We start from the raw sequence: 25,069 nt of genomic DNA, 5'->3' as shown, positions 1-25,069 counted from the left end.
AAGGAGATCATGAATGACGTTGGCCAAGAAGATCGTGCTGCTGCTGATGGCGGCCGGAATGCTGCTTGCCGTTTTCCTGGAAAGCATTCCGTCGCAAGCCCAGGAGACGAAACACGACATGGGGGCGCACGACATGGGGGCGATGGGCGCGCAGGGTGCCTCGACCGACAGCTACAAGGCGGCGATGGACAAAATGCACACCGCGATGACGGCGATCGAATATTCCGGCAATGCCGATGTCGATTTCGCCCGCGGCATGGTCCCGCATCACCAGGCGGCTATCGACATGGCCAAGGTCGAGCTTGCCAATGGCAAGGATCCGGAAATGCGCAAGCTGGCCGAAACGGTGATCGCGGCGCAGGAAGCCGAGATCAAGCGGATGCAGGATTGGCTGGCCGCCCATCCGGTGAAGTAGCATCAGCCATCGGGCCTCGACTGGAGCACGCCATGCCGTCAACGATAAGAACCACAACATTGCCCTCGGGCGAAGCCGTTCCCGTGCTGGGTCAAGGCACCTGGAAAATGGGCGAGGACGCCCGCCGCCATGCCGATGAGGTCAATGCCCTGAAGCTTGGGCTGGATCTCGGCATGACGCTGATCGACACCGCCGAAATGTATGCCAGCGGCGGCGCCGAGGAAGTGGTGGCGGATGCTATTGCCGGGCGCCGCGACGAGGTGTTCCTGGTCTCCAAGGTGCTGCCATCCAACGCCTCGCGCACCGGCGTGCCGGCTGCCTGCGAGGCAAGCCTCAGGCATCTGCGCACCGACCGCATCGATCTCTATCTGCTGCACTGGCCCGGCAGCGTGCCGCTGGCGGAAACGGTCGAGGCCTTCGAAGCGTTGAAAAAAGCCGGCAAGATCCGCCATTGGGGCGTTAGCAATTTTGACACTCATGAGATGGAGGAACTGGTCAGCCTGCCGGCCGGCGACGGCGTCCAGACCAACCAGATCCTCTACAATCTGTCCCAGCGCGGCCCCGAATTCGACCTTGCGCCCTGGAGCCGGCAGCGTGGCATTCCGCTGATGGCCTATTCGCCGGTCGACCAGGGCGTATTGGCGCGCAACGCCAGCCTCGAAGCCATCGCTGCCCGCCACGATGCGACGCCGGCTCAGCTGGCGCTGGCCTGGGTGATGGCACAGGACGGCGTCATCGCCATTCCAAAGGCCAGCAAGCAGGAGCATATCCGCCAGAATGTCGCGGCGCTCGACATCGAGCTTACGCGTGAGGATTTCGCCGAAATCGACCGCGCCTTCCCGCCGCCGCGGCGCAAGCAGGGCCTGCAGATGATTTGAGGGATGGGAGCGGACGAGGCCCAGCTATTTCCCCGCCATCCCCTTCAGCCGATACAGCGCCTCCAGCGCCTCCCGCGGCGTCATCTCGTCGGGGTTGATCGCGCCGAGCGCGGCGCCCAGTGCATCGTCCTTCACCGGCTTCGGCGCTTCCCGTTTCACCGCCACCGAAAACAGCGGCAGATCGTCGACCAGCCGGTTGGCCTTGCCCGAAACCTCGCCAGCTTCCAGTTGGTGCAGCACTTCCCTGGCCCGCCCGACCACCGCCTCCGGCAAGCCGGCCAGACGCGCCACCTGCACGCCGTAGGAGCGGTCGGCGGCACCCTTGCCGACCTCGTGCAGGAAGACCACGTCGCCTTCCCATTCCTTGACCCGCATGGTGACATTGTGCAGTCGAGCGAGCTTGCTGGCCAGCGCAGTCATTTCGTGAAAATGGGTGGCGAAAATCGCCCGGCAGCGGTTTTTTTCGTGCAGATACTCGACCGCCGCCCAGGCGATCGACAGGCCGTCGAAGGTGGCGGTGCCGCGGCCGATCTCGTCGAGGATCACCAGCGCGCGTTCGCCGGCCTGGTTGAGGATCGCCGCCGTTTCGACCATCTCGACCATGAAGGTCGAACGGCCGCGCGCCAGGTCGTCGGAGGCGCCGACACGTGAAAACAGCCGGTCGACGACGCCGATATGGGCTGATGCCGCCGGCACGAACGAGCCGGTCTGGGCGAGGATGGCGATCAGCGCGTTCTGCCTGAGGAAGGTCGATTTGCCGCCCATATTCGGGCCGGTCAGCAGCCAGATCGCGCCGTTTCTGGCATTGCCTTCCGGCGACAGATCGCAATCATTGGCGACGAACGGTCCTTCGCCCGAACGCCGCAGCGACTGTTCCACCACCGGATGCCGCCCGCCCGAAATGGCGAAGGCGAGGCTCGCGTCCACGATGGGTCGGCACCATGCCTCGCCTTCGGAAAGCAGCGCCAGTGCCGCCGACACGTCGAGCACGGCGAGTGCTTCGGCGCCGGCGCGGATCTTGTCCGCCTCGCCAACGGCTTCCGCCGTCAGCCTGTCGAAGGCGGCAAGCTCGATCGCCAGCGCCCGGTCGGCGGCATTGGCGATCTTCGATTCCAGCTCGGCCAGTTCGGTCGTGGTGAAGCGCATCGCGTTGGCCATGGTCTGGCGATGGATGAAGCGCGCCTTCGCCCCGTCGCTGCTCGTGATGATCGCATGGTTGTTGGCGGTGACTTCGATGTAGTAGCCAAGCACATTGTTGTGCCGGATTTTCAGCGAGCGGATGCCGGTTTCGTCGATCAGCGAGCGCTCCAGCCCGGCGATCACCTTGCGCGATTCATCGCGCAGCGCCCGCATCTCGTCGAGCTCGGCGTTGTAGCTGGAACGGACGAAGCCGCCGTCGCGCTTGAGCAGCGGCAGCTCGTCGGCGAGCGCCCGTGTCAGATGCTCGGCCAGCGGGCGCGGCAGCGCCTCGATCGCCGCCAGCGCCGCCGCCAATTCTGGCGACAGGGCGGTCGCCCCAAACAGTTCGGCAATAGCGCCGGCGGCCTCGAACCCGGCACGCAGCGCGCCGAGATCGCGCGGGCCACCGCGGTTGAGCGCCAGCCGCGACAGCGCGCGTGGCATGTCGGCGACGCTCTTCAGGCTCGCCCGCACCGCTTGGCACAGCCGTGTCTCGGACCGGAAGAACGACACCGAATCCAGCCTTGCGCCAATTGCCGCCGGATCGGTCAGCGGTGCCATCAGCCGGTCGGCGAGCAGCCGCGCGCCGCCGCCGGTCACCGTGCGGTCGATCGCCTTGAACAGCGAGCCCTCGCGGCTGCCGGACAGCGTGCGCAGTAGTTCCAGATTGGCGCGTGTCGCCGGATCGATGAACAGCGTCGAACCCTGCTCCTCGCGCTCGGGCCGCGACAGCGGCGGTCGCTCGGCCTTCTGCGTCTTCTCGACATAGGCGATGGCGCCCGAGATCGCCGACAGTTCGGCGCGGGAAAACGTGCCGAAACTGTCCGGCGTCGCCACCTCGAAGAAACGGGCGATGCGCCCGGCGGCCGACGCCGAATCGAACAGGCTCGGCGGCTGCGGATTGGCGACGCGGCCGAGCACATCGAACACCGGTTTCAGCTCCGGATCGTAAAACACCGGCTCGGCGACGATCAGCTCGCGTGGGTCGACGCGAAAGACATCGGCGAGCAGCCGGTCGGCGGTCGTCTTGGCAACGCGGAATGCGCCGGTCGAGATCTCGATCCAAGCCAGCGCAAAACGTCCTTGGTTCCGTGTCGCGCTGCCGCGCTCCCCGCCTATTGGATCGGCCCCGCCCTTGACCCGGCCAAGTGCCATCAAGAAACTCGATTCCGACGGCGCCAGCAATTTCTCCTCGGTGATGGTGCCGGGCGTCACCAGCCGCACCACGTCGCGGCGCACCACCGATTTGCCGCCGCGTTTCTTCGCCTCTGCCGGATCCTCGATCTGCTCGCAGACGGCGACGCGGAACCCTTGTCCAATCAGCTTCTGCAGATAATCGTCGGCGGCATGCACCGGCACGCCGCACATCGGGATGTCGAGGCCCTGGTGCTTGCCACGCTTGGTCAGGACGATGCCGAGCGCCCGGCTCGCCTTCTCGGCGTCGTCGAAGAACAGCTCGTAGAAATCGCCCATGCGGTAGAACAGCAGCGAATCCGGGTTCGCCGCCTTGATCTCGATATACTGCTCCATCATCGGCGTTGCTGGCGCAAAGGCCGGCGTAGCGCTGTCGCTGCGAATGGGCGTTTCGTCGTTCAAGAAGTTGCTTCCAAAATTTGCCAAGCCATCTGCTTGGCGGTTTACAGCGGCGAAGTGTAGCCTTAATCCCGAACGTTCCACAAAAGAAAGCATCGCGCCCGTCTCAACGAGGTGCTGCACGGGTGAGGAAATCGAAAGCATCATGGCCAAGAAAACCGAAAGCAACGGCCCCTCCGTCAGCGCGCAGGAGGCGCTGGAATTCCACGCCATGGGCCGCCCGGGCAAGCTGGAGATCGTCGCCACCAAGCCGATGGCCACCCAGCGCGACCTCAGCCTCGCCTATTCGCCGGGCGTCGCGGTTCCGGTGCTTGCCATTGCCGAGGATCCCAGCCGCGCCTTCGACTACACGGCGCGCGGCAACATGGTCGCCGTCATCTCAAACGGCACCGCCATCCTCGGCCTCGGCAATCTCGGCGCGCTGGCCGCCAAGCCGGTGATGGAAGGCAAGGCGGTGCTGTTCAAGCGCTTCGCCGATGTCGATTCGATCGATCTCGAGGTCGACACCGAGGATGCCGAAGAGTTCATCAATTGCGTGCGTTTCCTTGGCCCGTCGTTCGGCGGTATCAATCTGGAAGACATCAAGGCGCCGGAATGCTTCATCATCGAGCAGCGGCTGCGCGAACTTATGGACATACCGGTCTTTCATGACGACCAGCACGGCACCGCCATCATTTCGGCGGCCGGCCTGATCAACGCGCTGGAAATCACCGGCCGCGACATGAAGACCACCAAAATGGTCTGCAACGGCGCCGGTGCCGCCGGCATCGCCTGCATCGAACTGATGAAGGCAATGGGCTTTGCGCCCGAAAACATCATCCTGTGCGACACCAAAGGCGTCGTCTTCCAGGGCCGCACCGAAGGCATGAACCAGTGGAAGTCGGCGCACGCCGTCAAGACCGACGCGCGCTCGCTGGCCGAGGCGCTCGACGGTGCCGACGTGTTCCTCGGCCTCTCAGCCAAGGGCGCGCTGACCACCAAGATGGTGCAGTCCATGGCCGAGAAGCCGATCATCTTCGCCATGGCCAACCCCGATCCGGAGATCACGCCGGAGGAAGTCGCCGAAATCCGCGCCGATGCCATCATGGCCACCGGCCGTTCGGACTATCCGAACCAGGTCAACAACGTGCTCGGCTTCCCTTACATCTTCCGCGGCGCGCTGGACGTGCGGGCGACCACCATCAATGACGACATGAAGATCGCCGCGGCGCGTGCGCTCGCCGAACTGGCGCGCCAGGATGTGCCCGACGACGTCGCCGCCGCCTACCAGGGCATGCGGCCGAAATTCGGCCCCAACTACATCATCCCGGTGCCGTTCGACCCGCGCCTGATCTCGGCCATTCCGATCGCGGTTGCCAAGGCCGCAATGGAATCCGGCGTCGCGCGCAAGCCGATCCTCGACCTCGACCGCTACGCGCAGGAGCTGTCCGCCCGCCGCGATCCGATCGCCTCGACGCTGCAGCGAATCTACGACCGCGTGCGCCGCCAGCCCAAGCGCATCGTTTTCGCCGAGGGCGAGGAGGAGCAGGTGATGCGCGCCGCCGTCTCCTATGTGAACCAGCGGCTCGGCACCGCCATCCTGCTCGGGCGCGACGACATCATCAAGGAGAATGCCAGGAACGCCGGCATCGAACTGAACAAGCAAGGCATCGAGATCATCAATGCCAGGCTGTCGCGCCGCAACGGCGTCTACACCGACTATCTGTACGAGCGCATGCAGCGCAAGGGTTTTCTGTTTCGCGACTGCCAGCGCCTGATCAACAATGACCGCAACCATTTCGCCGCCTGCATGGTGGCGCTGGGCGATGCCGATGGCATTGTCACCGGCGTCACCCGCAACTACTCGACGGCGCTCGACGACATCCGCCGCATCATCGACGCCAAGCCCGGCCACCGTGTCATCGGCGCCTCGATCGTGCTGGCGCGGGGCCGAACCGTGATTGTCGCCGACACCGCCGTGCACGATATGCCGAATGCCGAACAGATCGCCGACATCGCCGAGGAGGCCGCCGGCTTTGCCCGCCGCATGGGTTATGAGCCGCGGCTGGCCATGCTTGCCTATTCCACCTTCGGCCATCCGCAGGGCGAGCGCTCCGAACGCATCCAGGAAGCGGTGCGCATCCTCGACAAGCGGCGCGTCGATTTCGAATATGACGGCGAGATGGCCGCCGACGTGGCGCTCAGCGCACGCGCCATGGCGCAATACCCGTTCATCCGGCTGACCGGCCCGGCCAATGTGCTGATCATGCCGGCCTTTCACTCGGCCTCGATCTCGACCAAGATGCTGCAGGAGCTCGGCGGCTCGACCGTTATCGGCCCGCTGCTGGTCGGCCTGGACAAGCCGGTTCAGATCGTCTCGCTCAACGCCAAGGACAGCGACATCGTCAACATGGCGGCGATTGCCGCATATACGGCGGGGGCCTGAGGAGCGAGCGCCTCTTCCTAAATCAGGCCTGCCTGCTCAGCCTCGTGGCGTAAATTCTGCCGCGGCCTTGGCCCGATCTGCTGGATCACCAGCCCGGCCGCCAGCGAGCCGAGATCGCCGCAATGCTTCAGGCTGCGGCCTTGCGTGTAGCCGTAGAGGAAGCCGGCGGCATAGAGGTCGCCGGCGCCGGTGGTGTCGACCAGCTCGCGGATTTCCGTCGCATTGATGGTGACGGTCTCGTCGCCGCGCACGATGACCGAGCCCTTTTCGGAGCGGGTGACGGCGGCGATCTTGCAATCCTTGCGGATCTGGGCCAGCGCCTCGTCGAAGGAGGCGGTCTGGTAGAGCGACTTGATCTCGTGGCTGTTGGCAAAGACGATGTCGACGGTGCCCGAGCGCATCAGCTCCAGAAACTCGTCGCGGTAGCGGTCGACGCAGAACGAATCCGACAATGTCATCGACACTTCGCGCCCGGCTGCATGGGCGAGCTTCGCCGTCTGCCGGAACGCTTCCTTGGCGCGCGGCGGGTCCCACAGATAGCCCTCGAAATAGGTGACGGCGGCGCCAGACGCCTTGTCCGCTTCGACATCCTCAGGACCGAGCTCGACGCAAGCGCCGAGATAGGTGTTCATCGAGCGCTCGCCGTCCGGCGTGACGAAGATCATCGAGCGCGCCGTTGGCGGTTCGCCTTTGAGCGGCCTGGTGTCGAAGGCGACGCCCTGGGCGTGCATGTCATGGGCGTAGATTTCGCCGAGCGTGTCGTTCGAGACCTTGCCAAAGAAGGCGGCGCGACCGCCGAAGCTGGCGACGCCCGCCGCCGTGTTGCCGGCGCTGCCGCCGGAGGCTTCGATGGCCGGGCCCATGCGGCTGTAGAGCAGCTCGGCGCGCCTCGTGTCGATCAGGTTCATCGCGCCCTTGATGATGCCGTTTGTCTCAAGGAATGCCTCGTCGCACTGGGCGATGATGTCGACAATGGCATTACCGATACAAAGCACGTCATAGTTCGGCATCAATCATGTCTCCGCGAAAAACCACCGGCTTTCTGGCATGCCGGCCGCGGGCGGGTCTAGCGATTTGATGCGGCTTTGCCTAGGTCGTGATTTTAATTGGCGTGACGCCGCACGTGGTTGCGCCCTTGGTTGCGCTTGTGACTTCTCGTGTCTCCGCTTATTTCGCAGATGTTCAACATGGAATTGGAAACGCCGTGATCTCCAGCGCCGCCCGCGCCGCCGCCAGCCAGCTGTTCTCGCCCGAATTCCGCTCGGTGTTCGTAAAAACGTTGGGCCTGACCTTGCTGGCGCTCGCCGCGCTTTGGTTCGCCATCGAGGGCCTGTTCGAATGGCTGGCCTGGCCATGGATCGACGCATGGCTGCCCGCCCTGCCGTCCTGGGCCGGATGGCTGGGCGTCATCGTCGCCGGGATCGGTCTGGCGCTGGGTCTGGCGCTGCTGATCGCGCCGGTGACGGCGATCATCGCCGGCCTGTTCCTCGACGACGCCGCCGAACTGGTCGAGCGCACCGACTATCCCAATGACCCGCCCGGCCGCGCCATGCCGGCGCTGCGCTCGCTGGTGCTGGCGATAAGATTCTTCGGCGTCGTCATCCTCGGCAACATCGTGGCCTTGCTGCTGCTGCTGGTGCCGGGCATCAACATCGCTGCCTTCTTCATCGTCAACGGTTATCTGCTGGGACGCGAATTCTTCGAATTCGCCGCCATGCGCTTTCGCCCGGAGGCCGAGGCCCGGGCATTGCGCAAAAAACATGCCGTCACGGTGTTTCTCGCCGGGCTGGTGGTCGCTGCCTTCCTCGCGGTGCCGCTGCTCAACCTTTTGACGCCGCTGTTCGCCGCCGCCATGATGGTGCACCTGCACAAGGCGATCTCGGCGCGGGAAGCAGCGTAGGAGTGCTGATGCTCAGGTGAGGCCGGCCTGCGAATGCCGATGGCCTGCGCTTCCGGGGCGTACCCAACGGTACGCTCGGTTCCGTTTCTCGGGGCCGGCGCTAACGTAAAAGAAAACCACGTCCCAACTCGTCCTCGGGTTCGACGATGAATTCGGCCCGCCCGCAGTAGAAGGCGCGGCCGCCGACGCGGGCGATGATGGCGTCATGCGGCCCGGCTTTCGAGGTCCTTGCCACGCTGCCGGAAAAGCGCGAGCCCGCAACACTCTCGAACACCCGCGTCTGGCCGGCGATTTCGCCCTTGGCATGCATTGCCGTCAGCCGCGCGGCGACGCCCGATCCGGTTGGCGAACGGTCGACCTCGGCGTCGGCGAAGACGCAGATGTTTTTGGTCGGGCTATCGGAATATGCGTCCTGTCCGTCGGTCAGGATGGTGCCGTAGAGAAAGGCAAGTTCGGCATGATCCGGATGCGACAGCGGGAATACTTTCTTCAGCCTCTCCGTCAGCGCCGTCGCCGCATCGACGAAATCACGCACGCGGTTTTCGCCGAACACCAGCCCGAACTGGCGGCAATCGGCGAGCGCATAGAAGGCGCCGCCATAGGCGATGTCGAAGCTGATTGCCCCGAAGCCCGGCAATTCGATCTGCTGGTCGCGGGCGAACAGAAAGGCCGGCACGCTTTCGAACGATACAGCACCGGCCTTGCCATCTTGCACCTCGACCGAGGCGACGACCAGTCCGCACGGCGCCTCGATGTTGACTGTCGTCAGCGGGTCCTGCCGCGCCACCAGTCCCTCGTCGACGGCGTAGCGGCCGAGCGCGACGATGGCGTGGCCGCACATCGTCGAATAGCCCTCATTGTGCATGAACAGCACGGCGAGGTCGGCGCCGGGCAGATCGGGTTCCACCAGCAGCGCGCCATACATGTCGTGATGGCCGCGCGGCTCGAACATCAGGATCTTCCTGAGATGATCGAGGTGATCGCGCACATAGGCGCGTTTTTCCAGGATCGTTTCTGCAGGAATCCTTGGGTAGCCACCGGTGACGATCCGCAGCGGCTCGCCGCCGGTGTGCATGTCGACGACGCTGAGCTTCATGCGTTGGGCCCCATCTAAGCTGAAGATTTGGCAAACAACGCCTGCAGCTTGCCGAACGGCATGGCGGTACGGGTGAAGCCGAAGGTGCCGTCCTGCTGGATCTCACGCGCCGCCGTTTCCAGCATGCCGAAGGCGTAATTGGTCAGCCAGGGCCCGAGCGAAATGCGCTTGACCCCTGCCAGGGCAAGATCGGCGACGGTGAAGCCGGGCCTGACCATGACGTTGACTGGCTTGGTCAGAGCCGAGCAGACGGTTTGCACCGTCTCGATATCGCCGAGGCCTGGTGCGTAGAGCACGTCGGCGCCGGCCTTCTCGAAGGCCTGCAGCCGCTTGATCGTGTCGTCGATGTCTGGCCTGCCCCACAGAAAATTCTCGGCCCGCGCGGTGAAGACGAAGTCATGCTTCAGCGCCCGTGCCGCCTCCGCTGCAGCAGCGACGCGCTCGACGGCATGCGAAAAATCATAAATCGGCTTGTCGGGCTCGCCGGTGTGGTCCTCGATCGAGCAGCCGGCGAGGCCTGCCGCCTCGGCTGCGAAGACAGTTTCCGCGGCACTGGTCGCGCTGTCGCCCTTGCCCTTCTCGAGGTCGGCCGAGACCGGCAGGCCGGTCGCCGCGGTCACCTCGCGGCAGTGGTGGATCATCGCCTCGAAGGTCACCGCGCCGTCGGGCAGGCCGCGCGAAAAGGCAAAGCCGGCGCTGGTCGTCGCCAACGCCTTGAAACCGAAGGAGGCCAGCAGTTTCGTCGTGCCGACGTCCCAGGGGTTGGGCATGACGAAGATCGAACTGTGCAGGTCGCGAAAGATTTTGCCCTTGTCCATGGATGCTCCCCAGAGTGCGAAGCGCATTTTATCCCGCCACTGCCCGCCGGGCAAACGAATGCGATTGGGTCAGAAGCGATCGGCGTTCTCTCCTGCCAATTTGTCCAGCGCGTCGGACCCCTTGACGTATGCGGTCCCGTCCCAATGGTAGGTGACGGAGATGTCGCGCGAGGAAGCCTCGGGCGCCGCATCGTCGCAGCTTTCGCCATTCGGCATGGTAGCATCGGTCACCGTCGCCTTGATGGCCGCATAGGGCTGGCCTTCCGCAACGGTCTGAAACGCCAACTCCTGCGTGCGCCTGTAGGCACACAGGGACTCGTCGAACGTAGAGATCATGTCGATCAGCTCGAACCTGTCGTCGCGGACCAGGATCAGCGGCGTGCTCACATAGCCCTGGCTCGAATTGAAATGCGTGCTCAGGGTGATGATGACGTCATCGCCTGGCCCGATCGGAAGCTTGCCCGGATCGCGGAAATAGGTGCTCCGGTCGACGGCGACATTGACAGCGTCGAGCAGTCTCGGCTTGCCGGCAAGATCGTAGAGCGCCAGCACCGCAAAGCCCTCTGCGCTGTCGGAGGAACTGCCGAGGTCGAACAGCATGGCCAGCCGCTCCTTGCCGCCGGCCCTGATCTGGAGCACGCCAGCATCCGAAAAGCCCGACGTTTCCTGCGGCGAGCCACCGCTATCCCCACCTTCGATATGGCGCATCTCGATCGGCATGGAACCACGGTAGAAGCCATCCTTGTCCGCCGCCAGATCGGGAATGACCATCCTGGCGAGGTCGAGATAGGTCGTGTTCTCGTAGCCGGGGACGGTGCTGCGAAGGTCCGGGAAGCTGACGCCCTGCGCGCCGGCCGCGGCCCACAGACACGGCAGCAGCAAGCAGGCGAGGGTGAAGCGAAACAGGATCGAGTTCATAGGCTGGGCGCCTCCCACTGTCGAGCATTGGCAAGCTAGCATGGGCGCTTGGCGCGTCCAGCCGGATAAAAACCTGAAGACCAGATCAGGGGATCGGCACCAGCCCGGCCAGCTCGCGCATGTCGTCGAACAGGATGCCGCCGGCCTCGGTCAGGCCGTCGCGGTCGGAACGCGGGTCGCCGTAGTAGGAAAATACGCGCATGCCGGCGGCAATGCCGGCTAATGTCCCGGCGACGCTGTCCTCGATGACGATGCAGTCGGCGGGCGCGAAGCCCATCGTGCTTGCGGCATGCAGGAACAGGTCGGGAAACGGCTTGCCGCGCGAAACCATGGTCGAGCTGAACAGTGCATGCTCGAACAGCGGCAGCAGCCCGGTCTGGCCGAGCGTGATATGCATTTTACTCACCCGCGCCGACGAAGCGACGCAAGTTGCGATGCCGGCAGCGTGCACGGCTTCGATGAACTGCCTGACATAGGGGACGGCTTCGACGCCATGCGCGAACAGGTCCGGCAGACCGGCGTTCCAACGGTCGACGAAATCGGCGCCGAGGCTGGCGCCGGTCGCCTCGACTTCCTTCTGCACCGAGACCATGGCGCGGCCGGAGAAGTTCTTGCGGCAATATTCGAAGCTTGCCGGGTATCCGGCGGCGCTGAGCCATTCGGCAAGGCGCCGATTGGCCAGGTTCTCGGTGTCGACCAGAACCCCGTCGCAATCGAAGATGACGAGTTTGGGTAGCGACATCAGGCCGTGCCGGTCGATCCGAAGCCGCCGGAGCCGCGCGTCGTTCCGCCGGCCAAGCTGCGCTCATCGACCGTCGCCTGCGTCACCGGGGCGAAGACGATCTGCGCGATCCGCATGCCGCGCGTCACCGCGAAATCCTCGTCGCCAAGATTGATCAGCAGCACCTTGACCTCGCCGCGATAGTCGCTGTCGATGGTGCCCGGCGTGTTGAGGCAGGTAAGCCCGTGCTTGAAGGCGAGGCCCGAGCGTGGCCGGACCTGGCCTTCCACCCCCTCCGGGATCTCCAGGATCAGCCCGGTCGGCACCAGCGCGCGTTTTCCCGGCAGGATCAGCAGCGGCCGGTCGTCCGGCACCGCGGCGCGCAGATCCATGCCGGCGGCGCCCGGGCTTTCATAGGCGGGAAGCGGCAGGCCTTCACCGTGCGGCAGCCTGATGAAGCCGACGGCCGGACCGATGACGGAGGAAGTGTAGAGTGCTGCGCGCATGAGGCTGATCCTATCGCTATCAACGCCGATTCAGTCAACTCGGCGGCCAGACTATCAACGGCTTTCTTTCAGCGCAGTTCCGTTTCAGCGCAGTTCTACGGGGACGATGGTCGTCTCCTTGATTTCCTCCATGACGAAGGACGCCGAAACATCCGACAGCGCCACCTTGGCGATAAGTCGCTGATAGAGCCGGTCATACGCCTTCACGTCGGCGACGCGGGCGCGCAAGACATAATCGAGGTCGCCGGACATGCGGTAGACGCCGGTGATCTCGGGAAAGACGCTCACTGCCGCCCGGAATTTTTGCAGCCAGTCCGGATCATGATTGGAGGTCCGGACCAAGATGAACACCGAAAGGCCAAGGCCAAGCTTGTCGGCATCGACCAGCGCCACCCGGCCGGTGATGACGCCGTCTTCCTCGAGCCGCTTGACGCGGCGCCAGCAGGCGTTGCGCGACAGCGACACTCTTTCCGACAATTGGTCGACCGACAGCGTGCCGTCGCGTTGCAGTTCGGCCAGCAATCTTCGGTCGATCTCATCGATTTCCAGCGGCATGTGGGATGTTTGTCCCAATAATTGGCCAACCACAAGGATGATTTGGGACCGATGAACCGAAAGCTTGTGCCAGAATACTCAGCATCGGGGGCTTACCCAGCCAGGAGGGATCACCATGACGACACGGCTTGCAAGGCTCTTTACCTCTCACCCGGCCAAGGTGGGCGAGACCTATTTCAGCCATATGGCTTTCGCGGCGTGGTTCTGCTCGCGTCTGTTCATGGCAGCGTTCGCCGCACTCATTCACGCTTTCTTGCCGTTTCTGTTTGAGACTACGGCCAGCCGAATCATCCGCGAGCTCTATGAGCGCACGCACAACAGAGGCACACACGCGATCAAGGAGCATGCGGCTTTCATGGATCGCGCCTGAGGGGGATTAAGCGATGTGCCGGTGGGCGGCCTACCTTGGCGAAGCGGTTTTCCTCGAAGACATCGTCACGGCGCCCTGCCATTCGCTGATCGCCCAGAGTCATTGCGCCCAGGAAGCCAAGTCGCCGACCAATGGCGATGGCTTTGGTCTCGCCTGGTACGGCGACCGGCCCGAACCGGGTCTCTATCGCGACATCCTGCCGGCCTGGTCCGATCCCAATCTGAAGAGCCTGTGCCGGCAGATCAGGTCCAGCCTGTTCCTTGCGCATGTGCGCGCCTCGACCGGCGGCGCCACCAGCCGCATGAACTGTCATCCCTTCACTGCCGGCCGCTGGTCGTTCATGCACAACGGCCAGATCGGCGGCTTTGAAAGAATCCGCCGCGCGCTGGAAAACACGCTCTCCGACGATGTCTTCGATCGGCGCGAGGGCACCACCGATTCCGAACTTTTCTTTCTCCTGATGATCGACGAGGGTCTGGCGGGCGATCCGCAAGGCGCGGTGTCGCGCGCTACGGCGCGGGTGATCGACGCCTCGCGCCGCGCCGGCCTCGAACCGGCGCTGAGACTTACCGCCGCCTTGTCGGACGGCGAATCGCTCCATGCGGTGCGCTATGCGACCGATTCCCACGCGCCGACGCTCTACACCTCCGTCTTCCGCAACGGCGGCGGGCGATGCCTGATGTCGGAGCCTTTCGACCGTGATGGCGGCGACTGGCAGCCGATCTCGCCCTCTAGCTTCGTCACCATTACCAGAGACGGCATGACCACTCGTCCATTTGCGCCGGAACTGGCAAGACTGGCGCTGGCCGTGTAGCTCCCTCGCTATCGCGGCAACATCGCGGGACAGCGCCCCCTCAACAGACCCTCGCAGCGCAATTCCGATCAAGCACCACCTGTCCTCGAATGCTGAACTCGGCTTGAAGACGCGCCGTAGTCCGCCATTTGGTGAGGCTGGCGCCGCTAGCAAGCCGGAGCATTGGTCATGGACCTCGTCTTTTCCTCCACCAGAGACTTGGCTGCCGCGATCCGCGACCGCAAGATTTCCGCCGTGGAAGCGCTGGACGCGCATTTGGCTGAGATCGACAGGCATAATGAGGCGGTCAACGCGGTCGTCACGCTCGATAGGGAAGGGGCTCGCGCTCGCGCGAAGAAGGCCGACGAAGCGCAGGCGCGCGGCAACGCTCTCGGGCCGCTGCACGGCGTGCCGTTCACGCTGAAGGACACTCACGAAACACTGGGGATGAAGACGACGGTCGGCTTCCCGCCTTTTGCCGACTATGTGGCGAGAAAAGACAGCCCGGTCGTTCTCAGGTTGAAGGCGGCCGGCGGCGTGCTGGTCGGCAAGACAAATGTCGCAACGATGCTGGGCGACTGGCAGTCGAACAACCCGCTGTTCGGCCGCACCAGTAATCCGTGGGATCTATCGCGCACCGCCGGCGGTTCCAGCGGGGGAGCGGCGGCAGCACTTTGCGCGGGCATGACGCCATTCGAACTCGGCACCGACATGCAGGATTCGATCCGCCTGCCGGCAGCCTTCTGCGGCGTCTACGGCCTCAAGCCGACCGAGCATCGCGTCTCCCTGGCCGGCGCCTTTCCCGATCCCGGTGGGGTACCGCGCGGCGTACGGCTGATGTCCTGCATCGGTCCGCTGGCCCGCAACGTCGAAGATCTGGCGCTGATCCTGAGGATCATTGCAGGACCGGATGGCAGCGACACCGACCTTGCCCCGGTGCTGGTCGAGGACATGCCTGAGTTCAATCTCAAGACCCTGCGCATCGCTTTCGCGCCGGCCTTTCCGGGTTTTCCGGTAGCCGGCGAGATCAGGGCCGCGGTCGAAAGTCTGGCCGAGCAACTCAAGTCTGCGGGGGCAGTCGTCGAGGAAGCAAGACTGCCGACGCTCGGCCTGCATGACGATCTGACGCAAGGCGGCGCGCTGATCGGCATGATGCTGGAGGCTGCGCAGCCGGAGCCGCCAGAAGAACCGACACCGGTCTCGCGCTGGTTCGAAGCGCTCGCCCACCGCGACCAGTCAATCCTTGCCTGGGACCGGTTTTTCGAAGGTTGCGATGTCTTGCTTTGTCCCGTCGCCATGACCACGGCCTTTCCGCATTGCGAGCCGGGAACACCAATTAAAGTCGATGACAGGGAGCAGAGCTACTGGCTGCTGCCAGCCTATGGCGCGGTGTTCAACTACAGCGGCCACCCGGCACTGTCGATGCCCTGCGAGCAGGACCGCGACGGCCTGCCCATCGGCCTGCAGCTGGTCGGCCGTCGCTGGTCAGAATCGCGGCTGCTTGGCATCGCCAGGGCGATAGCGCCGCTGAGCGGCGGTTTTCGCCGTCCGCCCGGCTATTGAGCAAACCGCGTTAGCCTATAGGGCTCAAGTAGCGGATCGCGCGCGTCGTCCAGTATTTCCCGGCCGGCGAACAGGCCGACGGCAGGCGCCAGCGTGATGCCGGAATGCATGACCACGACATAGAGGCCGCTCACGCCTTGAGCCCGTCCGATGATCGGAAAGCCGTCGATCGGCGTCGGCCGATAGCCGACGGTGTGAAAATCCAGTTCCAGCCGGTCGGCGCCGCGCAGCATGCTCTTCATCGCCGCAAACAGGTCGCGGGCTGTGGCTTCGGCATCCATGCCCGGATCGGCGCCGCCGAAATCCGAGCCGGCGATGATGCGCCCCTCGGCAGTCTGGCGCATGTGCAGCCGGTCGCCGATCACCAGGCCGTTGAGCAGCTTTTCGTACGGGCGTGAATGGACGATCAGGCCGGGCGGCGTCTCGATCGGCAGTTTTAGCCCGGCCGTCGCCGCAATTGCCGCAGAGCCGGCGCCGGCCGCGATCACCACCTCGTCGGCGACAATCCGTCCGCCTGATGTATCGACGTCGCTAATCCTGCCATTGGTCTGTATCAGCGCGGTGACTGTCGTGCCGGTAATCACCCGCGCGCCAAGTCGCTCGGCGTCGGCCAGCAGTGTCTGCGTGGCCGCGACCGGTTCGGCCACGCCCTCCCCAGCGACGTGAAGGGCGAAGTCGGGAAGCTCGGTCAAATTGGGCTCTATACGTGCGGCTCCCGCGCGGTCGACGCGCTCGATCCCGTAGCCCCAGGCGGAATGCTCGGCGGCATAGGCCTCAAGCTCGGCCAGCGGCAGGTCCCAGCACAGGCCGCCGCACCAGGCGAGCGGAATGCCGGGCACGCCATGAGCAAGCCGCGTCCACTCGGCCATCGAACGGGTACGCAGCCGGAAATACGGCTCTGGATTGCCCCAACTGGCATTGATCCAGGCAAAGGAATTCGGCGTGGCGACGCCGCCCGCACCGCTGTCGGCAACGATCGTCACGTTCGCGCCAGCCTTCGCCAGATGCCAGGCGATGGACGCGCCGATGATGCCGGCGCCGACGACAATGACGTGCTTGGCTGCGCTCATGGATGGACCTTTATCGAACCGCCTCTGTTGATGCCATTGCGGCGGAGCTATCTCAAGGCCGGGCAAACCGCCCAAAATTGTTCGACAGGCTGCAAAAGCGCTGCTAGAAGCCCGCGCACCACATGGGATTCCACAAATTGGCTGAAGACATCACGAACGCGGTGGCGCGCCGCCGCACTTTCGCGATCATCGCGCATCCGGACGCCGGCAAGACGACGCTGACCGAAAAGCTGCTGCTGTTCGGCGGTGCCATCCAGCTTGCCGGCGAGGTCAAGGCCAAGAAGGATCGCATCCAGACCCGGTCGGACTGGATGAAGATCGAGCGCGAGCGCGGCATTTCGGTCGTCACCTCGGTGATGACCTTCGAGTATGAGGACAATGTCTTCAACCTGCTCGATACGCCCGGTCACGAGGATTTCGCCGACGATACCTATCGGACGCTGTCGGCGGTCGATGCGGCGGTCATGGTCATCGACGCCGCCAAGGGTATCGAGCCGCGCACGCTAAAACTGTTCGAGGTCTGCCGGCTTCGCGACATCCCGATCATCACCTTCGTCAACAAGATGGACCGCGAAAGCCGCGACCCATTCGAGATCCTCGACGAGATCGAGCAGAAGCTGGCACTGGACACCGCTCCGATCACCTGGCCGATCGGCCGCGGCAAGACCTTTTCCGGCACCTATCATCTGGCGCTGAATGCCGTGCGCAAGGGCGACGCGGAGAAAGAACGCACGCCAGTCAACGGTCCCGACTCCAACCGCGTCGCCGGCCTGTTGCCGGAGAACGAGCGCGAGGCTTTCATCGAGGAGCTGGAGCTGGCGCGCGAAGCCTGCCGTCCGCTCGACATCGGTGCGTTCCGCGAGGGCCATCTGACGCCGGTCTATTTCGGTTCGGCGCTCCGCAATTACGGCGTGCGCGACCTGATCGAGGCGCTTGGTGCCTACGGGCCGCCGCCACGCGCGCAAGAAGCCGACACCCGCAAGGTCGAGGCGACCGAGGATAGGATGACCTCCTTCGTCTTCAAGATCCAGGCCAACATGGATCCCAACCACCGCGACCGCATCGCCTTCGTCCGCGTCTGCTCGGGCAAGCTCGAGCGCGGCATGAAAGCCAAGCTGGTGCGCACGGGAAAACCGATGAGCCTGTCGGCGCCGCAATTCTTCTTCGCCCGCACCCGCGTCACCGCCGACGAGGCCTTTGCCGGCGACGTCGTCGGCATCCCCAACCACGGCACGCTGCGCATCGGCGATACGCTGACCGAGGGCGAGGAGATCCTGTTCCGCGGCGTGCCGAATTTCGCGCCGGAAATCCTGCGCCGCGTCCGTCTCGGCGACGCGATGAAGGCCAAGAAGCTGAAGGAGGCGCTGCACCAGATGGCCGAGGAAGGCGTCGTGCAACTGTTCTCGCCAGAAGACGGTTCGCCGGCAATCGTCGGCGTCGTCGGTGCGCTGCAGCTCGACGTGCTGAAGGAGCGGCTGAATATCGAATACACGCTGCCGGTCGATTTCGAGATGTCGCGCTTTTCCGTCTGCCGCTGGATATCGGCCGACGACAAGGCCGAGGTGCATCGCTTCATCGAGGCGCATCGCGGCGACATCGCCCGCGACCTCGACAACGATCCGGTGTTCCTCGCCCAGCACGCCTTCTCGCTCAACTACGAGGCCGAGCGCTGGAAGGCGATCCGCTTCGCCGCGGTCAAGGATTACCAGGTCCGCGACAAGGCGGCTTGACCGTTGCCGTATGGCCGCCAAGATCACACTCGCGCGTTGCGCCGCCCCTCATCCGCCTGCCGGCACCTTCTCCCCGTATGGTGACGGGGAGAAGGGGGATTGCCGCAACGCCAACGCCCTTCCTGCAACGTGGGTAATTGGCGAAATCATGTATGAGAGCGCCCCTCTCCCCGTCACTATACGGGGAGAGGATGCCGGCAGGCAGGTGAGGGGCGGCGCCGACTTCGGCAGTTGATATTCCCAAAATCGGGCAAAGATCGCCTGTCGGGAGCGTCTCGCTCACCCCCTGGCAGCCTCTTCGATCTTGGCGATGTCGATCTTGGTCATCTGCATCATCGCCTGCATGACACGGCCGGCCTTTTCGGTGTCGGGGTCCTGCAGCAGCCTAGGCAATTGCTCCGGCACGACCTGCCAGGAGACGCCGAATTTGTCCTTCAGCCAGCTGCACTGGCTGGGCTCGCCACCGCCCTCGATGAGCCGGTCCCAGAAATAGTCGACCTCCTCCTGCGTCTTGCAGTCGATGGAGAGCGAGACTGCCTCGGTGAACTTGAATTGCGGCCCGCCGTTGAGCGCCTGGAACTGCACGCCGTCGAGCTCGAAATAGGTCACCAGCACCTTGCCCTCATTGTCGCCGCTGCCCTTGGGCCAGCGCATCACGCTCAGCACCTTCGAGTTCTTGAAGATGGAGATGTAATGGTTCATGGCCTCCTCGGCCTGGTCGTCGAACCACAGGCAGGGGGTGATCTTTTGCATTTTCTTGCTCCTCGGGCTGTTTTGGCTTGTTTTCACGCGTCCAACGGCCGGCTGGCGATTGATGCCGGTCGCCGCCGTCTGCCCAAGGACGCTCAAACAAAACACGATCCGACAGCACCTCTGACTTTTTTACTGCCTGGACCGGCTTGCCGTCTTTGGCTCAAGATCCCGGCGCATCGCAAAACCGTGGCCAGACCAGACGGTGGCGTATATAACGCCGCTCAATTCCGGTTTTCCGCGCCTGTTCGGACGCGACGCAGTCAGCAAGGACAGTTTAATGCCCGCCTACCGTTCCCGCACCACCACCCATGGCCGTAACATGGCCGGCGCCCGCGGCCTGTGGCGCGCCACAGGCATGAAGGATTCCGATTTCGGCAAGCCGATCATCGCTGTCGTCAATTCCTTCACCCAGTTCGTTCCGGGCCACGTCCATCTCAAGGATCTTGGCCAGCTGGTCGCCCGCGAGATCGAGAAGGCCGGCGGCGTCGCTAAGGAGTTCAACACCATCGCTGTCGATGACGGCATCGCCATGGGTCATGACGGCATGCTCTATTCGCTGCCTTCTCGCGAGCTGATCGCCGACTCGGTCGAATATATGGTCAACGCCCACTGCGCCGACGCCATGGTCTGCATCTCGAATTGCGACAAGATCACGCCGGGCATGCTGATGGCGTCGCTGCGTCTCAATATCCCGACCGTCTTCGTCTCCGGCGGCCCGATGGAAGCCGGCAAGGTGGTGCTTGCCGGCAAGACGCAGGCGCTCGATCTGGTGGACGCCATGGTCGCGGCTGCCGACGACAAGATCTCCGACGAGGACGTCAAGACCATCGAGCGCTCGGCCTGCCCGACCTGCGGCTCCTGCTCGGGCATGTTCACCGCCAATTCGATGAATTGCCTGACCGAGGCGCTCGGCCTTTCGCTGCCCGGCAACGGTTCGACGCTGGCGACGCACGTTGACCGCAGGCGGCTGTTCGTCGAGGCCGGCCACCTGATCGTCGATCTCGCGCAGCGCTACTACGAGCAGGACGACGACACCGCGCTGCCGCGCAGCATCGCCTCGAAGGGCGCCTTCGAGAACGCCATGACGCTCGACATCGCCATGGGCGGCTCGACCAACACCGTGCTGCACATCCTGGCTGCCGCGCATGAGGGCGAGATCGATTTCGGTCAGGACGACATTGACGCGCTGTCACGCAAGGTGCCGGTGCTATGCAAGGTTGCCCCCGCCAAGGCGGATGTGCACATGGAAGACGTCCACCGCGCCGGCGGCATCATGGCGATCCTCGGCCAGCTCGATAACGCCGGACTGATCAACCGCGACCTGCCGACCGTGCACACCGCAAGCCTCGGCGAAGCGCTCGACCATTGGGACATCTCGCGCACGTCAAGCCAGAATGTCCGCGACTTCTTTCTGGCGGCCCCAGGCGGCGTGCCGACGCAGGTCGCCTTCAGCCAGGATCGCCGCTGGGACGAACTCGATCTCGACCGGGAGAAGGGTGTCATCCGCTCGGCCCAATATCCTTTTTCCAAGGATGGTGGCCTTGCCGTGCTGAAAGGCAACCTGGCGCTCGACGGCTGTATCGTGAAGACCGCGGGCGTCGATGAATCGATCCTGAAATTCACCGGCCCGGCCAGGGTGTTCGAAAGCCAGGACGCCAGCGTCAAGGCGATCCTGTCCAACGAGATCAAGGCCGGCGATGTCGTCGTCATTCGCTACGAAGGGCCGCGCGGCGGCCCCGGCATGCAGGAAATGCTCTATCCGACCAGCTATTTGAAGTCGAAGGGCCTCGGCAAGGCCTGCGCGCTGGTCACCGATGGCCGCTTCTCCGGCGGCACCTCCGGCCTGTCGATAGGCCATGCTTCTCCCGAGGCGGCGGAAGGCGGGCTGATCGGGCTGGTGCATGAGGGCGATACGATCGAGATCGATATCCCGAACCGCACCATCCGGCTTGCCGTCGACGATGCCGAACTGGCCGCCCGCCGCGCCGCGATGGAGGCCAAGGGAGCCGCCGCCTGGAAGCCCGAGGAAAAGCGCAAGCGCAAGGTGACAATGGCCTTGCGCGCCTACGCCTCGATGGCGACCAGTGCTGCAAAGGGTGCGGTAAGGTATGTGCCGGAATAGGTTCGCTTCTTCAAAGGGATGACGGGAGATGGATTTCGACCTTATCGTCCGCGGCGGCACGCTGCCCGACGGCAGGATCGCCGATATCGGCATCATCGGCGAGACGATCGCGGCCATCGAGCCGGAGCTGAACGCTGGCGCGGGCACGGCGATCGACGCCCATGGCAATCTGATCTCGCCGCCCTTCGTCGATCCGCATTTTCACATGGACGCCACGCTCTCGCTAGGCATCCCGCGCATCAACGTGTCGGGCACGCTGCTCGAAGGCATCTCGCTGTGGGGCGACCTGAAGCCGCTGTTGACGCACGAAGCGGTGCGCGACCGCGCGCTCGCCTATTGCGACTGGGCAGTGTCCATGGGCCTGCTCGCCATCCGCAGCCATGTCGATGTCTGCGATACCAGGCTGCTGGCGGTCGAAGCCCTGCTCGATGTGAAGAAGACCGTCGCGCCCTATATCGACCTGCAACTGGTCGCCTTCCCGCAGGATGGGTTTTATCGCTCGCCGACGGCGCGCGATAACACCATCCGCGCGCTCGACATGGGTGTAGACATCGTCGGCGGTATTCCGCATTTCGAGCGCACCATGGCCGACGGCACGCGTTCGGTGACGGAACTGTGCGAAATCGCGGCAGAACGCGGCCTCATGGTCGACCTGCATTGCGACGAGACCGATGATCCGCTGTCGCGCCATATCGAACAACTGGCCTATGAGACGCAACGCCTCGGCCTGCAGGGCAGGGTCGCCGGCTCGCATCTTACGTCGATGCACTCGATGGACAATTACTATGTCTCGAAGCTGTTGCCGCTGATATCAGAGGCAGGCGTCTCGGCGATCCCCAATCCGCTGATCAACATCATGCTGCAGGGCCGCCACGACACATTCCCCAAACGCCGCGGCCTGACGCGGGTCAAGGAAATGCTTGCCCACGGTATCCGCGTCGGCTGGGGTCAGGATTGCGTGCTCGACCCCTGGTATTCGCTGGGCACCGCCGACATGCTCGACGTCGCCTTCATGGGCCTTCACGTCGCCCAGATGTCGAGCCCGGCCGACATGGCGCGCTGCTTCGACATGGTCACCAACGTCAACGCCGCCATCATGGGCCTCGACCATTTCGGCCTGTCGGTCGGCAAGCGCGCCAGCCTCGTCGTCCTCGATGCCGGCGATCCGGTCGAGGCCTTGCGCCTGCGTCCCGAGCGACTCTGTGTCATCGCCAGGGGCAAGGTGGTGGCCGAGCGGGCCAGGCAGGAAACACGGCTCTCGATCGCCGGACGGCCGGCAACAGTGAACCGCAGGCATCGCCGGTCTCAAAACTCCATCGATCAGATTGATAGGTCCTGACCGCAAGTCTACAATCAACCTCCAGTTTTATGCCGAGGAGGATGTCATGTGGCACAAGGCGGCGATGGTGGTCGTGTTGGCGGCGACCTGTGCAGGCTGCATGACGGCCGAAGACCGTCGTGCCGCGGACGAGGCGAAATGCCGTTCCTACGGCTTCGTCAGGAAGAATGATGCCTTCGCCGAATGTCTGCAGCGCATCGATCTGGCGCGCCGCGCCGAGCTCAGAAGTGCGTCGGTCTTCGATCCTTGGGATCGGCCGGTGATCTATCGTCCGGTTATCATCCGGCCACGGCCAAAGTAGGCCGTTGCGATCGTCCGTACAGGCCCAGCCGATTTCCGGTCCCTGGTCTGGCCGGCTTCCCGATTTCCGCTCGTCAAAGCGGCCGCTTGCGTCTACGACGCTGCTCACCGGGCTTTCATGCGGGAGGAAGCGACATCGGCATGGCACAGCCAACAGCCCAGAATTCAACGTTCAGGAACGTGCTTTTGGCTGGCATTCTGCTGATGCTGGCCGGCGATTTCCTGTTTGCTTTGAATGATGCGATGGGCAAATGGCTGGTCGCCAGCTTTTCCGTCGGCCAGGTCGTGCTGATCCGTTCCATCGGCGCCTTTTTCGTGCTCGGTCCGATGATCGCGCGTCAAGGCGCGGCCAGGCTGTTCCGCATGGAGCGCCTGGAACTGCAGGTCTTGCGCGTCGTCATGACGACGCTCGACACGGCGCTGTTCTACGCCGCCGTCGTCTATCTGCCGCTCGCCGACGTCATGAGCTTCTACATGGCGGGGCCGATCTACGTGGCGGCGCTGTCCCACCTGTTGCTTGGTGAAAAGGTCGGCTGGCGCCGCTGGATGGCGATTCTGGTCGGGTTCTGCGGTGTGCTGATCATGCTCGAACCGTCCTCGGCCGCGTTTTCGCTGTCGTCGACCTTCGCGCTGGCCGGAAGCATTTCATTCGCCTTCGCGATCATTCTCAACCGGCGGTTGCGTGGCACCAGCGACACCTCGCTCGTTACCTGGCAAACCATCGGCACGCTGCTGGTCGGCGGGTTTCTCACCATCGGCAACTGGCAGACGCCGTCCTCGCTCGATTTCGGCGCCATGCTGCTTCTTGGCATCGTCTCCTGCGGCGCGCATCTGATGATCACCAGGGCGCTGAAGCTGGCGCCGGCGTCGACGCTGGCGCCGCTGCATTATAGCCTGCTGCTGTGGGCCGTCATCTTCGGGCTGGCCTTCTTCGGCGACATGCCCGGCCCGCGCATCCTGATCGGCTCGGGCATCATCGTGCTGGCCGGCCTGTTCATCTTCCATCGCCAGAAAGTGGTCGACACGGTGCCGCCCGAAAACGTGCCGAAAGGTGTCAACTAGGGTCCAGATTTCTGGTGCCTTAAGGTTCAGAGTTTTGGCAGTTAACCGGCGCGCACCGCCGCGAGATGCGTTGAGAAGTCGGCCGTCTCCATCAGCGCCCTGCAGCGTGAAAAGCGACCGTCGGCATAGGCGCGGAAATCGTCGGCCGGATTGCTGTTGGCAAGCTGGATCAGTCCCCACAGCGTCCACAAGAGATCGCACATCGCCTTGTAGATGACGATGCGGCCGCGCTCCGCCGGCGTCGGCTCGCCACCGAAATAGGCGTCCATCATCTCGTCCTCCTGCGCCGTATCAAACTGGCCTTCGACGCTGAGGTCGCCGAGATCCCAAAGCGGGTCGTTCATGCCGGAATATTCCCAGTCGACGATCCACATCCTGTCGCCCGTATCGAGAAAATTTTCGCACAGCGGATCGCAGTGGCAGGCGACGAGAGGCAGGGGATGCGCGGCAAGCGCCGAGCGCACGGTTTCCGCCTCGATAACGACGTCCTGGTAACCGGCAGGCAGGGCGACGTCCTTGGTCGACAGCACCTTCAGGTAGTCGTCTATCATCGCAAACAGCTCGAAGCGGAAGGGAAACACCGCGCCGGATGTATGCAATCTGCGGAAGGCTTTGCCGGCACGCGCCGGACTGCCCGGCCGGGTCTTGAATTTATCCGGCGACATCGTCTCGGCGCCCGCGATGAAGCGCGTCACCATCACGCCTGTCTCGCCGTCGACATGCAGCAGCTCGGGGCTGACGCCGGCCATCGCTGCCTCCCGCGCCGCCACCGCCTCGTTGGCGCGGTTGATATACTCCTGCGTGCCCTTGCCGGGAATCCGCAGGCAGGCACCTCCAGCCCTGAAGACGAGGTTGGTGAGGCCACCCAGCCGCTCCAGCGGTCCCTCGTAGCCGGCCAGCGCCGGAATGGCTGCAAGCGCCGCGCGTGCTTCCTCGTCCACCATCGCTTCTGCCCTCTTTTCG

At 64.3% G+C, this 25,069-nt stretch carries 23 protein-coding genes; 12 read left to right on the top strand and 11 right to left on the bottom strand.

From position 1 onward, the window contains the following. Positions 1-13 precede the first annotated feature (13 nt). Together copM and AC0L18_RS03415 are read left to right on the top strand one after the other, a co-directional pair. Entirely contained in the window at positions 14-415 is a 402-nt protein-coding gene (gene copM / locus AC0L18_RS03420; RefSeq protein WP_473490615.1) for a CopM family metallochaperone, read from the top strand. A gap of 32 nt (positions 416-447) precedes the next feature. Beyond that, a complete protein-coding gene (locus AC0L18_RS03415; RefSeq protein WP_473490614.1) occupies positions 448-1,293 on the top strand; it encodes an aldo/keto reductase in 846 nt (281 codons plus the stop codon). A 24-nt stretch (positions 1,294-1,317) separates the two neighbouring features. Here the strand turns inward: AC0L18_RS03415 and mutS are convergent, their stop codons facing one another. Next, entirely contained in the window at positions 1,318-4,068 is a 2,751-nt protein-coding gene (gene mutS / locus AC0L18_RS03410; RefSeq protein WP_473490613.1) for a DNA mismatch repair protein MutS, read from the bottom strand. A 142-nt stretch (positions 4,069-4,210) separates the two neighbouring features. On the opposite strand from mutS, the gene AC0L18_RS03405 reads away from it, so the two are divergent. Further along, positions 4,211-6,490, top strand: a complete 2,280-nt coding sequence (locus AC0L18_RS03405) for an NADP-dependent malic enzyme (RefSeq protein WP_128244462.1) — start codon at positions 4,211-4,213, stop codon at positions 6,488-6,490. A gap of 17 nt (positions 6,491-6,507) precedes the next feature. Here the strand turns inward: AC0L18_RS03405 and AC0L18_RS03400 are convergent, their stop codons facing one another. After that, the gene (locus tag AC0L18_RS03400; protein ID WP_473490612.1) at positions 6,508-7,500 is read right to left on the bottom strand and encodes an adenosine kinase; all 993 of its coding nucleotides are present in this window, start codon (positions 7,498-7,500) and stop codon (positions 6,508-6,510) included. Between the two features lie 194 nt (positions 7,501-7,694). Between AC0L18_RS03400 and AC0L18_RS03395 the strand changes: the two genes are divergently transcribed. Beyond that, entirely contained in the window at positions 7,695-8,390 is a 696-nt protein-coding gene (locus AC0L18_RS03395) for a sulfate transporter family protein (RefSeq protein WP_473490611.1), read from the top strand. Between the two features lie 100 nt (positions 8,391-8,490). Here the strand turns inward: AC0L18_RS03395 and AC0L18_RS03390 are convergent, their stop codons facing one another. From AC0L18_RS03390 to AC0L18_RS03365, 6 genes are all read right to left on the bottom strand, one after another. Then, positions 8,491-9,486 (bottom strand): proline racemase family protein, encoded by a 996-nt coding sequence (locus tag AC0L18_RS03390; RefSeq protein WP_473490610.1) that lies wholly within the window; start codon positions 9,484-9,486, stop codon positions 8,491-8,493. Between the two features lie 14 nt (positions 9,487-9,500). Then, the gene (locus AC0L18_RS03385) at positions 9,501-10,304 is read right to left on the bottom strand and encodes an isocitrate lyase/PEP mutase family protein (protein WP_473490609.1); all 804 of its coding nucleotides are present in this window, start codon (positions 10,302-10,304) and stop codon (positions 9,501-9,503) included. 69 nt (positions 10,305-10,373) lie between these two features. Beyond that, positions 10,374-11,222, bottom strand: a complete 849-nt coding sequence (locus AC0L18_RS03380; protein ID WP_473490608.1) for a hypothetical protein — start codon at positions 11,220-11,222, stop codon at positions 10,374-10,376. A gap of 85 nt (positions 11,223-11,307) precedes the next feature. Next, a complete protein-coding gene (locus AC0L18_RS03375; protein ID WP_473490607.1) occupies positions 11,308-11,964 on the bottom strand; it encodes an HAD family hydrolase in 657 nt (218 codons plus the stop codon). Further along, on the bottom strand, positions 11,964-12,449 hold the full coding sequence (gene dut, locus AC0L18_RS03370; RefSeq protein ID WP_023803741.1) for a dUTP diphosphatase: 486 nt from the start codon (positions 12,447-12,449) through the stop codon (positions 11,964-11,966). The genes AC0L18_RS03375 and dut overlap by 1 nt, the downstream gene beginning before the upstream one ends. A gap of 84 nt (positions 12,450-12,533) precedes the next feature. Continuing rightward, positions 12,534-13,004, bottom strand: coding sequence for an Lrp/AsnC family transcriptional regulator (locus AC0L18_RS03365; RefSeq protein ID WP_473490606.1), 471 nt, complete (start codon positions 13,002-13,004; stop codon positions 12,534-12,536). A 115-nt stretch (positions 13,005-13,119) separates the two neighbouring features. Between AC0L18_RS03365 and AC0L18_RS03360 the strand changes: the two genes are divergently transcribed. From AC0L18_RS03360 to AC0L18_RS03350, 3 genes are all read left to right on the top strand, one after another. Continuing rightward, positions 13,120-13,374, top strand: a complete 255-nt coding sequence (locus tag AC0L18_RS03360; RefSeq protein WP_473490605.1) for a DUF6356 family protein — start codon at positions 13,120-13,122, stop codon at positions 13,372-13,374. Positions 13,375-13,387: 13 nt separating this feature from the next. Further along, on the top strand, positions 13,388-14,188 hold the full coding sequence (locus tag AC0L18_RS03355; protein WP_473490604.1) for a class II glutamine amidotransferase: 801 nt from the start codon (positions 13,388-13,390) through the stop codon (positions 14,186-14,188). Positions 14,189-14,356: 168 nt separating this feature from the next. Beyond that, positions 14,357-15,730, top strand: coding sequence for an amidase (locus tag AC0L18_RS03350; protein WP_473490603.1), 1,374 nt, complete (start codon positions 14,357-14,359; stop codon positions 15,728-15,730). Here AC0L18_RS03350 and AC0L18_RS03345 read toward each other — a convergent pair. Beyond that, positions 15,724-16,800: an NAD(P)/FAD-dependent oxidoreductase gene (locus AC0L18_RS03345; RefSeq protein ID WP_473490602.1), complete on the bottom strand. Its 1,077-nt coding sequence runs from the start codon at positions 16,798-16,800 to the stop codon at positions 15,724-15,726. The two genes, AC0L18_RS03350 and AC0L18_RS03345, sit on opposite strands and share 7 nt — an antisense overlap. Positions 16,801-16,937: 137 nt before the next feature. On the opposite strand from AC0L18_RS03345, the gene AC0L18_RS03340 reads away from it, so the two are divergent. Continuing rightward, positions 16,938-18,530 carry a peptide chain release factor 3 gene (locus AC0L18_RS03340; protein ID WP_287207701.1) on the top strand — a complete coding sequence of 531 codons (1,593 nt, stop codon included), beginning with the start codon at positions 16,938-16,940 and terminating at the stop codon, positions 18,528-18,530. 279 nt (positions 18,531-18,809) lie between these two features. On the opposite strand, the gene AC0L18_RS03335 is transcribed toward AC0L18_RS03340, so the two are convergent. Beyond that, on the bottom strand, positions 18,810-19,283 hold the full coding sequence (locus tag AC0L18_RS03335) for a VOC family protein (protein ID WP_077376998.1): 474 nt from the start codon (positions 19,281-19,283) through the stop codon (positions 18,810-18,812). Positions 19,284-19,560: 277 nt separating this feature from the next. Between AC0L18_RS03335 and ilvD the strand changes: the two genes are divergently transcribed. From ilvD to AC0L18_RS03315, 4 genes are all read left to right on the top strand, one after another. Then, a complete protein-coding gene (gene ilvD, locus AC0L18_RS03330; protein WP_023802860.1) occupies positions 19,561-21,405 on the top strand; it encodes a dihydroxy-acid dehydratase in 1,845 nt (614 codons plus the stop codon). A gap of 28 nt (positions 21,406-21,433) precedes the next feature. Continuing rightward, a complete protein-coding gene (locus AC0L18_RS03325; protein WP_473490601.1) occupies positions 21,434-22,744 on the top strand; it encodes an amidohydrolase family protein in 1,311 nt (436 codons plus the stop codon). Between the two features lie 46 nt (positions 22,745-22,790). Continuing rightward, positions 22,791-23,045, top strand: coding sequence for a hypothetical protein (locus AC0L18_RS03320; RefSeq protein ID WP_023802862.1), 255 nt, complete (start codon positions 22,791-22,793; stop codon positions 23,043-23,045). A gap of 140 nt (positions 23,046-23,185) precedes the next feature. Next, positions 23,186-24,106 (top strand): DMT family transporter, encoded by a 921-nt coding sequence (locus AC0L18_RS03315; protein ID WP_091592882.1) that lies wholly within the window; start codon positions 23,186-23,188, stop codon positions 24,104-24,106. Positions 24,107-24,147: 41 nt separating this feature from the next. On the opposite strand, the gene AC0L18_RS03310 is transcribed toward AC0L18_RS03315, so the two are convergent. Then, positions 24,148-25,050 (bottom strand): phosphotransferase, encoded by a 903-nt coding sequence (locus AC0L18_RS03310; protein WP_473490600.1) that lies wholly within the window; start codon positions 25,048-25,050, stop codon positions 24,148-24,150. Positions 25,051-25,069: the final 19 nt, after the last annotated feature.

Source organism: Mesorhizobium sp. WSM4819 (assembly GCF_055811215.1).
This window is presented reverse-complemented; position numbering and strand designations above follow the sequence as displayed.

Excerpts from the sequence above, each read along its gene's own strand:
- copM (WP_473490615.1), top strand. The coding sequence starts at position 14 with ATGACGTTGGCCAAGAAGATCGTGCTGCTGCTGATGGCGGCCGGAATG.
- AC0L18_RS03415 (WP_473490614.1), top strand. The coding sequence starts at position 448 with ATGCCGTCAACGATAAGAACCACAACATTGCCCTCGGGCGAAGCCGTT.
- AC0L18_RS03405 (WP_128244462.1), top strand. The coding sequence starts at position 4,211 with ATGGCCAAGAAAACCGAAAGCAACGGCCCCTCCGTCAGCGCGCAGGAG.
- AC0L18_RS03400 (WP_473490612.1), bottom strand. The coding sequence starts at position 7,500 with ATGCCGAACTATGACGTGCTTTGTATCGGTAATGCCATTGTCGACATC.
- AC0L18_RS03390 (WP_473490610.1), bottom strand. The coding sequence starts at position 9,486 with ATGAAGCTCAGCGTCGTCGACATGCACACCGGCGGCGAGCCGCTGCGG.
- AC0L18_RS03385 (WP_473490609.1), bottom strand. The coding sequence starts at position 10,304 with ATGGACAAGGGCAAAATCTTTCGCGACCTGCACAGTTCGATCTTCGTC.
- AC0L18_RS03380 (WP_473490608.1), bottom strand. The coding sequence starts at position 11,222 with ATGAACTCGATCCTGTTTCGCTTCACCCTCGCCTGCTTGCTGCTGCCG.
- AC0L18_RS03375 (WP_473490607.1), bottom strand. The coding sequence starts at position 11,964 with ATGTCGCTACCCAAACTCGTCATCTTCGATTGCGACGGGGTTCTGGTC.
- dut (WP_023803741.1), bottom strand. The coding sequence starts at position 12,449 with ATGCGCGCAGCACTCTACACTTCCTCCGTCATCGGTCCGGCCGTCGGC.
- AC0L18_RS03365 (WP_473490606.1), bottom strand. The coding sequence starts at position 13,004 with ATGCCGCTGGAAATCGATGAGATCGACCGAAGATTGCTGGCCGAACTG.
- AC0L18_RS03360 (WP_473490605.1), top strand. The coding sequence starts at position 13,120 with ATGACGACACGGCTTGCAAGGCTCTTTACCTCTCACCCGGCCAAGGTG.
- AC0L18_RS03355 (WP_473490604.1), top strand. The coding sequence starts at position 13,388 with ATGTGCCGGTGGGCGGCCTACCTTGGCGAAGCGGTTTTCCTCGAAGAC.
- AC0L18_RS03350 (WP_473490603.1), top strand. The coding sequence starts at position 14,357 with ATGGACCTCGTCTTTTCCTCCACCAGAGACTTGGCTGCCGCGATCCGC.
- AC0L18_RS03345 (WP_473490602.1), bottom strand. The coding sequence starts at position 16,800 with ATGAGCGCAGCCAAGCACGTCATTGTCGTCGGCGCCGGCATCATCGGC.
- AC0L18_RS03335 (WP_077376998.1), bottom strand. The coding sequence starts at position 19,283 with ATGCAAAAGATCACCCCCTGCCTGTGGTTCGACGACCAGGCCGAGGAG.
- ilvD (WP_023802860.1), top strand. The coding sequence starts at position 19,561 with ATGCCCGCCTACCGTTCCCGCACCACCACCCATGGCCGTAACATGGCC.
- AC0L18_RS03325 (WP_473490601.1), top strand. The coding sequence starts at position 21,434 with ATGGATTTCGACCTTATCGTCCGCGGCGGCACGCTGCCCGACGGCAGG.
- AC0L18_RS03320 (WP_023802862.1), top strand. The coding sequence starts at position 22,791 with ATGTGGCACAAGGCGGCGATGGTGGTCGTGTTGGCGGCGACCTGTGCA.
- AC0L18_RS03315 (WP_091592882.1), top strand. The coding sequence starts at position 23,186 with ATGGCACAGCCAACAGCCCAGAATTCAACGTTCAGGAACGTGCTTTTG.
- AC0L18_RS03310 (WP_473490600.1), bottom strand. The coding sequence starts at position 25,050 with ATGGTGGACGAGGAAGCACGCGCGGCGCTTGCAGCCATTCCGGCGCTG.